This window comes from Halomonas sp. YLGW01 (assembly GCF_014840935.1).
GTDB lineage: Bacteria > Pseudomonadota > Gammaproteobacteria > Pseudomonadales > Halomonadaceae > Onishia.
The window spans coordinates 1,202,517-1,215,251 of record NZ_CP062005.1; the positions used below are offsets into that span (position 1 = coordinate 1,202,517).

Genomic DNA, 12,735 nt, shown 5'->3' on the forward strand with positions numbered 1-12,735 from the left:
GCCGACCCCGACGGCCACCTGTGGGAGGTAGCCTACAACCCCTTCTGCTGGATCGGCCCAAGCGATGATGTTTCCTAAGGCATTTCGCTACGGGCCGCGCCCCGAGTGCTGCCCGCCTGTAAAGGAGGGGGCGCCGTGAATCGACGCGCCAGGACGTCAGGTCAGGGGCGCTTAAGCGTTGAACAGCTTCAGGGGATCAGGATGATGATCCGTTACGCTCTCGCGTTGTTTGCTCTTATGGTGCTGGTCGCGCCTTCCGTTCGTGCGGAGCAGATCATTGCTGCCAGCTATGCCGAGCCGGTCGCACGCTACGGGCATTATGCCCTTGGCCGGCCCCATGAATACGCGCGTTTGGTAGCGACTACCGACACTGGGCGAGAAGTGGTGCTGGAGTTGCCCATGGAGGAGGTGTTCGAAGACCTGGCCCCGCGCCTCGTGCAATTGGCGGATCAGGCGCCCGCGGCATTGCTGGTCATTGTCAGTTCGCGAGACAGCGGGTCGCGGCTGGCGCTGGTCGGCCTGGATGGATCTCGGCTGGCGATAGTGGCGCAGTCGGCCCCGATCGGTATGACGAACCGTTGGCTTAACCCGGTCGGTGTCGCCGACCTGAGTGGCGAGGGTGAGGCAGAGATAGCCGCGGTAACGACACCCCACATAGGCGGCGTGCTGAGGGTCTACCGACATAGCGGTGAGCGCTTGGTAGAGATCGACTCGCTGAGCGGGTTCTCAAATCATGTCTATGGCTCCCCAGAGCTGGATCTTTCCAGGCCCTCGATGATCGATGGGCGCATGCAGCTGTTGGTGCCCGACGCTAGGCGGCAGATTGTGCGCGTCATCATGCTGAGTGACGGGGAGCTGGTCGAAACCGATCGTTGTCTCTTTAGCGAGCCGATTACGGGCCCGGATGCGCTGGATGAGTGCGAGCGCCGTCTACATTAGTTTCATGATCCCTGACAACCTCGTGAAGGCGTCCACTGCGGCCTGCTGACCTGATGCCAAGGCGTCGAAGGGCGGGGCGATCTATTCTTGAGTGAGGCTCGGCGACCATGGCTGGTGTCATGGCGCCTGCATTGGTGAGCGTGACGCGAAGGGTCGCCGCGGCGGCCAAGTGCCTGCACGTGCCGATAATGGCGCTCACACAATAGAGGAAGGCAGATGACAACGCTGATCGTGTTTCACGAAGTCGAAGATGGCGAATGCTGGGCGAAGGCCTGGAAGAAAGGGCCGGGCAGCCGGCACGAGATGTTCGCCCAGATCGGTGTCAGCGCTCGCACCTTCAAGAACCCCGAGCACCCGAACTCTGTAGGGCTGATTCTGGAGGTGCCGGACATGGCGCGCTTCCAGTCCTTCATGGCCTCCGACGAGGCCAAGCAGGCCATGGAAGAGGACCGCCTGAAGGTCGACACCATGCGGATGCTCGGTGAGTTCACGCCCTGATGCGGCGATGTCTGGGGGCTTCGGGTGGCTGGGTCGGATGGATGGGCCGGGGTCAGGTTCCGCTGGGGCGTCTTGGCTGGGTAGCGTCTCGGCGTTGTGCTACGGGTTGAATAACGCGCCCTCGACCATCATTTCCTCATGCAGCGCCGTCGCGTGATCGATGGCGTCTGATGCCGTTTTCCTTGATATCCATCCGACAGGAGGTTGTCCTCATGGCCTTTGCACCCTCGAGCATGCAGCTTACCAGTTCTGCTTTCGCCGCCCACGGGGCAATTCCCGCCAAACATACCGGGGAAGGGGAGAACGTGTCTCCGGCTCTTGAATGGACGGACGCGCCTGAAGGCACCAAGGCGTTCGCGGTGATCTGCCATGACCCGGACGCACCGCTGGTCCAGAACGGCAGCTACGGCTTCGTGCACTGGCTGCTCTACAACCTGCCGGCCGACACGACGTCCCTGGGGGAGGCCACCACGGTGGGTACCCGTGGTGTCAACGATACCGGCAACATCGGCTACGGCGGGCCCATGCCGCCGGAAGGCCATGGCGTGCACCTGTACTACTTCTGGGTGCTGGCGCTGGATGCGCCGACCGAGCTGCCCGAGGGTCTGACCCTGCCGGAGCTTCTCACGGAGCTTGAACCGCACCTGCTGGGCATGAACCGCCTGGTTGGTACCTACCGCCGCGACTGAATGGCTTGCCCCGTCCGTCAGGGCGGTCCCTCCCCATGAGCCGTGGTGCAGGCGTCACCGCACGCGCCACGGCTGTCTATTTCCACTTGATGTTGCAGCCAATCGCCGGCCGCTGATCCGGGTCCGGGGCCTCGCCCGAGAGCACCGCATCGGCGGCGGCCCGCAGGTCCTTGCCGGTCACCGGCAGGTCCTGGCCGGGGCGACTGGCGTCGAACTGGCCGCGGTAGGCCAGCCGGTGGTCACGGTCGTAGAGGAAGAAGTCCGGCGTGCAGGCGGCGCCGAAGGCGCGGGCCACCTTCTGGGTCTCGTCGACCAGATAGGGGAAGGTATAGCCGCGCCGCCTGGCTTCCTCGACCATGCGCTCGGGGCTGTCGTCAGGATGTGCCATCGCATCGTTGCTGTTGATGGCGACGATCTCGAGGCCGTGGTCGTGATACTCCTGAGCGAAGTCGGAAAACGCATAGGCGATGTGCTTAACGAAGGGGCAGTGGTTGCAGAGGAAGGCCACCAGCACGGGGCTGTCCTGAAACTGCTCACTGCTGATCGGCTGGCCGTGGGCATCTCTGAGGTGAAAGGCGGGCAGAGGGCTGCCCAATGCGACCATCTTTGACGGGGTGAGCGACATGGCAATCCCCTCTCCTGATCCGTGGATGAATAAAGGCGGTACTGAGCCATCCTTTCAGCGTAGCAAACTCATCGCCGCGCTGGCTCGCGTATGGCTGATCTGCGTCAGTAGCTGCAACAATGTCCTGGACTCAGCTGCCGCTCAGACAGTTCGGCAGGCTGTCACGCAGGGAGCGGGGAATGATGCCCAGGTCGGTAAAGGTGCCGACACCCTCGCCGACGATGTTGTCCTGTGCCAGCAGCGCCAGCTGGTCGTGGGTCAGCGGCGGGCGGGGCAGGGGAGAGAACAGCGTGGCGAGAGCGTGCCACACCGGCCAGGGCACCGGCACCAGCGGGTGTTCGCGGCGCAAGTGAGCCATCACCAGGGTGAGGATGTCGCGATAGCGCATCACGTCCTCGCCGCCCAGCTCGAAGAGCCGCCAGGCCGGCGGACGCGGGCCCATGATGTTCCCCACCGCGCGGGCGACATCCCCCACATGGACCGGCTGCAGGCGGGTCTCGCCGCGGCCGAACAGCGGGATCGCCGGCAGACGGGTGAGCGTCTCGAGGGTCGACAGGAAGGCGTCGCCGGGGCCGAACAGCACGCTGGGTCTCAGCAAGCTGGCCTTGGGAAATGCCCGGAGCACCGCGGCCTCGCCCCGGGCGCGGGCGCTGATATATCGGGAGGTCGAGTGCTCGTCCACGCCGATCCCGGAGACATGGACCAACCGGGTGATTCCGGCCTCGCGGGCGAGCCTGGCCAGGCGACCGGCCCCTTCCACGTGGATGGCATCGAAGCTCAGTCGGCGCGATTCCACATACAGGCTCACCGCATTCACCGCGCCGCTGGCGCCGGCCAGCGCCTCACGCACGCTGTCATCGTCGCGGATGTCGGCGCTGGAGAGGCTCAGCGGGTCGCCGTCGTCAATGCCACCGGGAAGGCGTGGCGTCCGGGCGACGATGCGCACGGCATGGCCGGCCTCCAACAGTTCGCGCACGATTGCCCGTCCCAGGAAGCCGGTACCGCCGAACACCGTGATAGGGCCGTCGGGCATGGGGTCTCTCTCGTTCGACAGGGGATCAGTCCATCAGATCGAGCAGCCGCTCCACGGCCAGCAGCAGCTGGCGGCGCGGCTGGGCGCCCTCGAGGATACCGGCATGCTCGCCGTTCAGCGAGAAGCGCAGGCCCGGCACGCCCTGAATGCCGAGCGCCTGCGCGGCCTGCTGGTCGGCGAGTACCCGCTCACGATATCGCCCCTCACCGAGCGCTGCCTCGAGCGATGCGCCATCCAGGCCGAGCCTATCGGCGACCGCGACCAGCGCCGCCGGGTCCGCCAGGTCCAGGCTGTCCTCGAAGAAGCCACGGAACAGCGCCGAGCGCAGGGTGTCGGCGGAGTTGAATTTTTCGATGGTGTTGGTGGCATCAACCTCTTTGGCCCAGGCGGTCGCCTCGTGGGCCAGCCGCGAGCGGGGCTGGATGCGCGGCAGACGCAGCGTCATGCCACGCTCTTCGGCCATGGGATACACGGCGCGGCCCCAGATGTCGTGGAGGTAGTCGCCGTCCGGCTCCAGTGTCGGCACGGGCTCCGGGCGCAGCTCGAAGGCCCGCCAGCGAATCTCGATTGCCTCACCGAAGCGTGTCTTGAGTGCCGCCAGTTCAGGCTCTTCCAGATAGCAGAAGGGGCAGACGTAATCGCTGAACACATCGATGCTGATACGGGGTGTGCTCATGGGATGCCTCATCGGAAAATATCGCGACACGATAGCTTGAGAGGCGGCGGTGGGCAAAGCCGTTGCTACCTGGCCGAGAGGCGGCGTGTCGCGTTCAGCGAGCCGTCCCAACGATCTCATGACTAGCCCTGCCGGGCGCTGGACTGGCCTGCGTAAGACGCGGAGGACCTTTGAGAATCAGTAGCCCCCAAGTTGACAGCAGGATGACATGGAATAGACTCTCCAGCCTTTTACTCATGCTGCATGGTTTCAGGCGTCACGCTTGGTGCCAGCATGGGTACTCATGGAGCTACATCGGCATCAAAAGAGGATTTTGATGCCTAAGGCTAGGAAAGGACGCACCTTGAAGAAGTATTCGATTCCCGACATCTCCCGCGGTTCTCCCCTCGTGCTCAGAAACAGCCTGCGGATCGGGCGGGGGAACAAACGTGATTGCTATGTGCACCCTGATGACGCCGGTCAATGCATCAAGGTGCCGCGCCATCCGACGCGTCAAGATGAGTGCCAGGAGCAGAGCATCGTAGAGTGGCACTACATCAATCATCTCAAGCAGCGCTGCGTGCCCCTGGCTCACGTGATCGATTGCCATGGCTGGGTTTATACAAGCCAGGGGGTGGGGCTTGTCATGGAGCGTGTTCAGGACGATGACGGTGCTCCGGCCCTGACCCTGCGGGACGCCTTAATACAGCGCCGCATCAGCAGAGGTCAGATCGAACGCATGCTGGCGATATTGAAGGACTGGGCGATTGCGCATGCGATTGTGATTGCTGACCTGAATACGGATAACCTGATGATCCGGTCAGGGGAGACCGAGTCTGTCTTTGTGCTGGTAGATGGCTTCGGCAGCCGTAGGCCTGACTGGAAATTCTCGCTGTATCAAAAGCTCCCCTCCCTTTCCCGCTGGAAGACCAAGCGTCAATGGAAACGTCAGGAAGTCACCCTGTTCAAGACTGTAGATGAAATATTGGCTGATCGTTGCGTCAATCGGCATTCTCCCGATGACGTGTCGACGCCAGCCTTGATTCGATCAGAACCTTAGTCGCGTTTCGCGTTTCGCGTTTCGCGTTTAATGCATGTCTCGTGGGGCTTCCTTGCCCCGAATCGCTTTCTTCGAGCTCATTCCCTCGAAGGTCGTTACGCGGAATCCTTTCCTCGAGCGGGTTCCCTTGAGTTACTTTGCGTGAGTGTTCAAATTGCCAAGAGGCACCTCTTGCCTCTCACGGTCGCCACCGATGCGATGATGTCGCGCACTCACATCAATCAGGTGATGACCACCAATGGTCGGCGAGTAAGCCGGATCACATATGCCGCTGCTTGCAGTTCACCGCTGGGTTGAAGGGCTCGAGGTTGCCATGGGCATTCTCGCGCAGCCAGACATGCTGGTCGTAGTGGGGCGCGAAGCCGTGCGCCTCGTCGGCGGCCGTGGCCGGGTCATCGGCCATGGCATCCCAGCTGCGGCCAGCCAGGCTCGGCGGCTGGGTATGGCCCGCTGCCGCCCAGGCCTGCTCGAACACCAGGTTCTCCACCCCGACAAGCACCAGGGAGCCGTCGTCCTGAGGCTCGTAGAGCAGGATGCCAGGGCTGTGGAAGTCGGTATGGATGCCGGTGCCCTCGACCCGTGGCTCGGTTACTGTGATGCCGAGCAGATCCGGGCGCAGGTAGTGGATGCCCATGCTGCCCAGTTCTGTTGGCATGCCATGGGCATCGGCGCGCACGCACTCACCGGAAGGCTCCGGTATATAGCCTTCTGCCAAGGCGACGTTGACGTCCTGGAAGCGGGCGGTGGCGGTACGGATCGATTCGATCAGGGCGGTGATGTCTTCGTGTTCGGGAGTGGTGGCGGTCGCTGGCCCAGCCATGGCGAGGCCGGTTGCGATCAGGCCACCCAGTACGATCCTATGCATGTGTGTATCCTCCTCCCGCTTCTCATTTAATTGGATTGGAGAGACGGAAGTCTTTCGGTCAAGGGTTTTGCGGATCATGCATGCTCCCTCCTGCTCCCTCCTGCTCCCTCCTGCTCCCTCTTTCTCCCTCTCCTTCTCCTTCTCCTTCACAGATAGGGGCAGTGGACGTGAGCGCAAAACGGACGACTGGATCCTGCGCTTCGAGCATGTTCTTTGAGAATAGTGAGCTTCGAGGGCGCGTTCGTGCGGTTTTGATAGTGAATTGTGACCCCTTAAAGGTGAGCGTCCAGGATAGACAAGATGCTGAGTGCGGCTCATTCTCCTTGCCGGCGAACCTGAGTCACACTGCTTGTATGGGCTTGCATCTCGACATCCTCTGCCATCCCCGCACAGGCCTTGGCGCTCGCTGGCCGGGTGTGACGGAGCGGCCACCATGCTCGCTATAGGAAAGCTGCGATGAATGTCTCACTGGAAGCCATCACGAAGGATAACTGGGATCAGGTGGCACGCCTGACGGTGTCGGACGCGCAGCGCCAGTTCGTAGCGGAGAATGCCTACTCCATCGCCGAATCCTTGTTCAGCGAGCATAGCGTGGCGCGGGCGATCTGTGTCGGCGATGAGCCGGTGGGCTTCATCATGTATGAATCCCTGGCGTATGAAGGCACGCCGCGGGACTACAATATCTATCGCTTCATGGTGGACAGCGACTTCCAGCACTGTGGCATTGGCCGGCAGGGGATGCGCCTTACCCTGGACGCGCTCCTTAAGCAGGAGGGCGCGCAGCGCATCACGGTCTGTTATGTGCCCGGGAATGCAATCGCCAGCGACTTTTATGGCAGCCTGGGCTTTCGCGAGGTGGGGCTGAGTAGCGGCGGGGAGATGATCGCTGAAATCATCGCTCAATCGACGGATGCCTAGTCGAGTGATGCATCGCCGTGTGAAACACCGCTGACTGACGCCTTTCCATACCGCTGCTAGGCTAACAACACCTGTTAAAGGCATACACCGGGCCATCCGGATCGGTTGCCTGACCCTGATCGGAGGGTATCGATGACCCAGACCGCCAGCAACACCGGCACCCCCCCTGGCGAAGGCGGCGAGAGTGATGGCGCCGAAGACTCCGTGGTCATGGAAGACACTCTTGCCCCGTTGCTGCTTCGCCGGGTGGGCATCGACACCTACCACGAGAATGTGGCCTATCTGCATCGAGACTGCGCGCACTATCGCGCAGAGGGCTTCCAGGCGCTTTCGAAGCTCGAGGTGCGCGCCAACGGCCATCGGATCCTGGCGAGCCTCAACGTCGTGGATGATCCGGCTATCGTCGCTTGCCATCAGCTCGGGCTCTCCGAGGATGCCTTCAAGGCGCTTGGCGAAGCGGAGGGGCAGCCGGTCAGCATCTCCCAGGCCGAGCCCCCGGCCTCGATTCCGGCCCTGCATCGCAAGATCGCCGGCGAGCGATTGTCCCGCGAGGATTTCAACAACATCATTCGCGACATCGCCGAGCTGCGCTATTCGAAGATCGAGTTGACCGCCTTCCTCGTGGCCTGCAGTCAGGGGGAGCTGGACCGCGAGGAAGTCTTCTACCTGAGCGATGCCATGAGTCGGATCGGGCGTCAGCTCGACTGGCATGAGCACCCGGTGGTCGATAAGCACTGCATCGGGGGCATTCCTGGCAACCGCACCTCGATGCTGGTGGTGCCGATCGTGGCGGCGCATGGCCTCTTGTGTCCCAAGACCTCATCGCGTGCCATCACCTCACCCTCGGGTACCGCCGATACCATGGAAGTGCTAGCCAAGGTGGACCTGCCCTTCGACGAGCTGGAAGAGATCGTGCGCACCCACCGCGGTTGCCTGGCCTGGGGCGGGACCAGCGAGCTATCGCCGGCCGATGACGTGCTGATCGCCGTCGAGCGACCGCTGTACCTGGATTCCCCGGGGCAGATGGTGGCCTCGATCCTGTCCAAGAAGGTGGCCGCCGGGTCGACACATCTGTTGCTTGATATTCCGATGGGGCCGCATGCCAAGGTGCGCACCATGGCCGAGGCGCGGCGCCTGCGTAAGCTTTTCGAATTCGTAGCCGGGCGCATGGGGCTGGTCCTCGATGTGGTGGTCACCGATGGCAGTCAGCCGATCGGGCGGGGCATCGGTCCGGTGCTTGAGGCCCGCGACGTGATGCGGGTGCTGACACATCATCCCGATGCGCCCAACGACCTGCGACAGAAGGCCCTGCGCCTGGCGGGGCGAATGCTGGAGTTCGACCCCGACGTGCGTGGCGGCGACGGCTTCGGCATCGCCCGGGATATCCTCGACTCCGGCCGGGCGCTGGAGAAGATGCAGGCGATCATTCGTGCCCAGGGCGAGATGCCGTTCGACCTGGACGATCCACCGCTGGCCCCCCACAGCTTCGACGTGATGGCTCCGAAGGCCGGGGTAGTGACGGCCATCGACAACCTGAAGCTGGCGCGCATCGCCCGCCTGGCCGGGGCCCCGAGGCCCGCGGGTGCGGGGGTCGATCTGCTGACGCGCATCGGCGATACCGTAGAGGTCGGTCAGCCGCTGTACCGGGTCTATGCCGCCTATCATGCCGAGCTTGCCTTCGCGCATCAGTCCTGCGAGCGGGACAACGGCTTCAGCATCGGCCGCGCGGACGAGATCACGAGACCGAACGTGGAGTTCTGATGGATACCAGGCTTGTCTATTTCGAGGATGAAGCGGTTCCGGCGCGTCGCCTGGCCGAGGCGGCCGGGCTCGATGCGAGCGTCATCAAGCGCCATGACTTTCCCGATCAGGAGCTGCTGCTGACCCTGGCATCACCGCTTGACGATGCCCTGCCACGGACGCTGGTGCTTTACAGAAGCCTCGATCGGCCCAACGACAAGCTGGTGGAACTGCTGCTGCTCGCCCGCCATGCCCGCCGGCTGGGCGTGACGCGGCTGGTGCTGGTAGCGCCATATCTCGCCTACATGCGCCAGGATATCGCCTTCCACGCCGGCGAGATCGTCAGTCAGCCGCTGATCGGTGCCTTTCTCGGCGAGCTTTATGATGCGGTGATCACCGTCGACCCCCATCTGCATCGCATCTCGCGCCTCGAAGAGGTGATGCCGGGGATTCAGACGCGGACCCTCTCCGGGGCACCCAGGCTCGCGGCTCTGATCAAGGAGAAGCGCCGCAACCCGCTACTGATGGGGCCGGATGACGAATCGATCCAATGGGTCGAGGTGGCCGCCGCCACCACCGGCTTCGATCATGGGGTGTGTCACAAGGTGCGACATGGCGATACCCGGGTCGATATCGCGCTGCCGGATATCGACCTGCGTGGGCGTGAGGTGGTGCTGATGGACGATATCGCCAGTTCCGGCCACACCCTGGCCCGTGCCGCCGAGGCGCTGCTGGCCGCGGGAGCCGATTCGGTGGACGTGGCGGTGACCCATGCGCTCTTTGCCGGCGATGCCCTGGAGGTGATTCGCCGGGCCGGCGTCAACGAGGTATGGAGTACCGATAGCATCGCCCATCCCAGCAACGCCGTGGCTATGGCGCCGACCCTTGGCAAGGCGCTGGGTGAGGTGCTGGGTGAGGTGCCGGGTGAGATGAAGAGCGAAGCTCAATAAGCGCGAGGCTCAATAGGAGGGGCTCAATAGGAGGGGCTCAATAGGAGTGGCTCAATACGAGAGGCGGCACACCAGGCCGCGCTTATTCTCAGCTCAGTTCTCCGTTCAGTTCTCCGTTCAGTTCACCATTCAGGGTGGCGAGAATACGCCGTGAATCGCCTTGGTCGCGATGCTCGCCGAGCCACACCCCCTGCCAGGTGCCGAGGGCCAGGCGCCCGTCGCGCACCGCAAGTGTCAGCTGGGTGCCGAACAGGCTGGCACCGATATGGCCGGGCATATCGTCCGGCCCTTCCATGGTGTGACGGAAGAACGGCAGATCGCCAGGGGCGATATGGCGCAGGAAGGCGTCCATGTCGTGGCGTACGTCGGGATCGGCATTCTCGTTCAGGGTCAGCGAGGCCGAGGTATGCAGTAGCTGCAGGTGCACCAGGCCGATACCGAGGCCGGACAGGCTCTCAAGGGCATTCTCGATCTCGTGAGTGATCAGATGAAAGCCCCGCGAACGCGGGGCGAGGCGAATCTCGTGCTGTTGCCACATGGTCAGCGGGCCTCCTTCGGGAAGAGTGCGTCGAGTCTGGCGTTGGCCGTGTCCTGCCACTTGCCCGGCAGGCGGGCGGCCTGCTCGAGGGCAGCGCGGGCGTCCTGCTCCTGGCCCTGAGCATGAAGCGTCAGCCCCAGGTTGAGCCATGCGGCGGCAAGCTCGGGGTCGTGCAGGGTGGCGAAGCGAAAGGCATTGGCGGCACCGGCTCGGTCGCCGCTTGAGTAGCGGGCATTGCCGAGCCCGAACCAGCCCATGGCGAGTCCCGGGAAGCGTTGGGTGAGCGCCTCCCAGCTGGGCCGCAGCGCTTCGGCGCCTTGCACCCGCTCGGCATCGCCGATAGCGGTGAGCGCCGCTTCGGCGGAGATGCCGGGAGGAATCTCGCCGGGCGGTAGGGCGACCATCGCCCAGCGGTCGCTGCGTGCCCAGGTGGCATCGAAGGTGGAGAGCGCCATGTCCTGATGGGGCTTGAAGCCGGTGTGCAGCCGGATCGTTTCCTTGTCGAGGTCGTAGCCGGTCGCCACGGCGTAATGCCACAGGGGGGCGATCGGCAGCGACAGGTTCTGCATCACTACTACCGGATGATCGGCGGCCAGCGTCTGGAGCAACGCCTCGATGTCATTGTCGAGCACGAAGGGAACGCGCCCCTGGCGGCGCACCGTGGCCAACATTTCCGGCTGCACGCTACCCTGCCGGTTGGGCAGGAATAGCTTGGGGATCAGGGCATCGACACCGATCTCGACGCCTGAGTCGTTGAGCACCATGGCCAGCGCGGCGGGGCCACATTGGTAGTCGCGTTGGCCAAAGAAGGGCACGCCCTCGATGCTCACCTGGGGCGGGATATCGAGCCGCTCGGGGCTCGAGATGCGGGGCGTGCCGGCACAGCCCGCCAGCAACATGAGGCAGAGGACACAAAGCAGAACGCCCGCAGTGCGGGCGTTCGGCGTGTGCCAGATAGCTTGGCGTGTCATGCGATCAGCGCGTGAACGGATAGACATTGGTCAAGCCCAGGATGTCGGTGACCAGCAGGATCACGAACACCGCGAACAGGGCGCCGACCACGCTGGCACCGGCCGGCATCTCGTCGAGCTGATTGGCCATCTGAGCCACTTCCTCATCGGACAGTGCCGCGACACGGGCCTGCACTTCTGCCGGCTGGACGCCTTGCAGCAGCAGCTGCTGCTGAACGTCTTCGCGAGCCAGGAGGTCATTGATGCGTTCCCGGTCGGCGGCCACTTGCGAGGCGCTGAGAGCATCCTGCGTCGAGATCAGGTCGCCGGCCGGTGCGGTCTGCACCGAGGCCACAGCGGGCAGGCTTCCCAGTACCAGGAAGGCGATCAACAGCGGGCTAATGACGCGAGCGAGTTTCTTCATCATGGAATGATCCTTATAGCGGAATTGGCTTTTGGCTTCTTCTTGATGGTCCGAGACATCCAAGTCATGGGAACGATCTTGCTACACGCGATGCGCCCCCAGTATAGGGGGAGATGACGATGATTTTCATGCCCTTTTTGGGCATGGAAGCGCCAGGATTTTTCATACCGGCACGCAAGGGCGCCGGCATCAAGCCCAGCCGTCCCTGATAGCGGCCTCATCTAGTCTTATAGATAAGGCTTACTTCACTTGCTTGGTGCACTTTGACAGACTCCTGCACTCTTTTTGTGCAGGGGCGAGTGAGTGAAGACGTATCTCTCGAAAATGCGTGGCGAGCCCATCCAGCGCCCCCGGGCCTGCTGGCGGGATGCGCTCTGGTCCTGGGTCGGCGCCTTCGCCGGCATGCTGGCCATCAGCTGGCTGAGCGCGCACTGGCTGACCAGCCAGCTGCTGATCGTGGGCTCCTTCGGGGCGACCTCGGTGCTGATCTATGCCGTCCCGGCAAGCCCCCTGGCGCAGCCCCGCAATGTGCTGCTCGGCAGCATGCTCTCGGCCATGGTGGGGGTGGGCTGCTTCCAGCTGCTGGGGGCAACCGCGGTAGCCGTGGCGCTGTCGGTGTCGCTGGCCATCCTGGTCATGCAGCTGACCCATACCGTGCACCCACCTGGGGCCGCCGCGGGGCTGATCGCGGTCATCGGCGGGCCTGAGGTCCACGGGCTGGGCTGGTGGTATCCGCTGATGCCGGTGGGCATCGGCTGTGCCCTGATGCTGGGGGTGGCGATTCTTATCAACAACCTGGCGCGCCACCGGCGCTATCCGGTCCATTGGCGCTGAGCCGGCGGTCTTTCACC

15 protein-coding genes are annotated in these 12,735 nt (G+C 63.7%); 8 read left to right on the forward strand and 7 right to left on the reverse strand.

Annotated elements, in window-relative coordinates:
- The first annotated feature begins 201 nt into the window (after window positions 1-201).
- The 3 genes from IEJ03_RS05615 to IEJ03_RS05625 all read left to right on the forward strand — a co-directional run bounded on the left by IEJ03_RS05615 (window position 202) and on the right by IEJ03_RS05625 (window position 2,126).
- A complete protein-coding gene (locus IEJ03_RS05615) occupies window positions 202-939 on the forward strand; it encodes a hypothetical protein (RefSeq protein ID WP_207116430.1) in 738 nt (245 codons plus the stop codon).
- A 216-nt stretch (window positions 940-1,155) separates the two neighbouring features.
- On the forward strand, window positions 1,156-1,437 hold the full coding sequence (locus tag IEJ03_RS05620) for a hypothetical protein (RefSeq protein WP_192036692.1): 282 nt from the start codon (window positions 1,156-1,158) through the stop codon (window positions 1,435-1,437).
- 212 nt (window positions 1,438-1,649) lie between these two features.
- The gene (locus tag IEJ03_RS05625; RefSeq protein WP_192036693.1) at window positions 1,650-2,126 is read left to right on the forward strand and encodes a YbhB/YbcL family Raf kinase inhibitor-like protein; all 477 of its coding nucleotides are present in this window, start codon (window positions 1,650-1,652) and stop codon (window positions 2,124-2,126) included.
- Between the two features lie 76 nt (window positions 2,127-2,202).
- Here IEJ03_RS05625 and IEJ03_RS05630 read toward each other — a convergent pair whose 3' ends face one another.
- From IEJ03_RS05630 to IEJ03_RS05640, 3 genes are all read right to left on the reverse strand, one after another.
- The gene (locus tag IEJ03_RS05630; protein WP_192036694.1) at window positions 2,203-2,751 is read right to left on the reverse strand and encodes a thioredoxin family protein; all 549 of its coding nucleotides are present in this window, start codon (window positions 2,749-2,751) and stop codon (window positions 2,203-2,205) included.
- A gap of 130 nt (window positions 2,752-2,881) precedes the next feature.
- Entirely contained in the window at window positions 2,882-3,784 is a 903-nt protein-coding gene (locus IEJ03_RS05635; RefSeq protein WP_192036695.1) for a complex I NDUFA9 subunit family protein, read from the reverse strand.
- A 25-nt stretch (window positions 3,785-3,809) separates the two neighbouring features.
- Window positions 3,810-4,460, reverse strand: a complete 651-nt coding sequence (locus IEJ03_RS05640; protein ID WP_192036696.1) for a DsbA family oxidoreductase — start codon at window positions 4,458-4,460, stop codon at window positions 3,810-3,812.
- Between the two features lie 343 nt (window positions 4,461-4,803).
- Between IEJ03_RS05640 and IEJ03_RS05645 the strand changes: the two genes are divergently transcribed.
- Window positions 4,804-5,499, forward strand: coding sequence for a YrbL family protein (locus tag IEJ03_RS05645; RefSeq protein WP_192036697.1), 696 nt, complete (start codon window positions 4,804-4,806; stop codon window positions 5,497-5,499).
- A 259-nt stretch (window positions 5,500-5,758) separates the two neighbouring features.
- Here IEJ03_RS05645 and IEJ03_RS05650 read toward each other — a convergent pair whose 3' ends face one another.
- A complete protein-coding gene (locus IEJ03_RS05650; RefSeq protein WP_202884395.1) occupies window positions 5,759-6,364 on the reverse strand; it encodes a hypothetical protein in 606 nt (201 codons plus the stop codon).
- Between the two features lie 456 nt (window positions 6,365-6,820).
- Here IEJ03_RS05650 and IEJ03_RS05655 point away from each other — a divergent pair, with 456 nt between their 5' ends.
- From IEJ03_RS05655 to IEJ03_RS05665, 3 genes are all read left to right on the forward strand, one after another.
- Window positions 6,821-7,282, forward strand: coding sequence for a GNAT family N-acetyltransferase (locus IEJ03_RS05655; RefSeq protein WP_192036698.1), 462 nt, complete (start codon window positions 6,821-6,823; stop codon window positions 7,280-7,282).
- Between the two features lie 132 nt (window positions 7,283-7,414).
- Window positions 7,415-9,043 carry a thymidine phosphorylase family protein gene (locus tag IEJ03_RS05660; RefSeq protein ID WP_242458055.1) on the forward strand — a complete coding sequence of 543 codons (1,629 nt, stop codon included), beginning with the start codon at window positions 7,415-7,417 and terminating at the stop codon, window positions 9,041-9,043.
- Entirely contained in the window at window positions 9,043-9,972 is a 930-nt protein-coding gene (locus IEJ03_RS05665; RefSeq protein WP_192036699.1) for a ribose-phosphate diphosphokinase, read from the forward strand. Before IEJ03_RS05660 ends, IEJ03_RS05665 begins: the two co-directional genes overlap by 1 nt.
- Before the next feature lie 88 nt (window positions 9,973-10,060).
- Here the strand turns inward: IEJ03_RS05665 and IEJ03_RS05670 are convergent, their stop codons facing one another.
- From IEJ03_RS05670 to IEJ03_RS05680, 3 genes are read right to left on the reverse strand one after another with little or no spacing between them, the layout of a single operon-like run.
- A complete protein-coding gene (locus IEJ03_RS05670) occupies window positions 10,061-10,510 on the reverse strand; it encodes a secondary thiamine-phosphate synthase enzyme YjbQ (protein ID WP_192036700.1) in 450 nt (149 codons plus the stop codon).
- A 2-nt stretch (window positions 10,511-10,512) separates the two neighbouring features.
- Complete coding sequence (locus tag IEJ03_RS05675) at window positions 10,513-11,481, reverse strand: PA2778 family cysteine peptidase (RefSeq protein WP_192036701.1); 969 nt, start codon at window positions 11,479-11,481, stop codon at window positions 10,513-10,515.
- 4 nt (window positions 11,482-11,485) lie between these two features.
- The gene (locus tag IEJ03_RS05680; RefSeq protein ID WP_192037200.1) at window positions 11,486-11,884 is read right to left on the reverse strand and encodes a PA2779 family protein; all 399 of its coding nucleotides are present in this window, start codon (window positions 11,882-11,884) and stop codon (window positions 11,486-11,488) included.
- A 303-nt stretch (window positions 11,885-12,187) separates the two neighbouring features.
- Here IEJ03_RS05680 and IEJ03_RS05685 point away from each other — a divergent pair, with 303 nt between their 5' ends.
- Entirely contained in the window at window positions 12,188-12,718 is a 531-nt protein-coding gene (locus IEJ03_RS05685; RefSeq protein WP_192036702.1) for an HPP family protein, read from the forward strand.
- Window positions 12,719-12,735 lie beyond the last annotated feature (17 nt).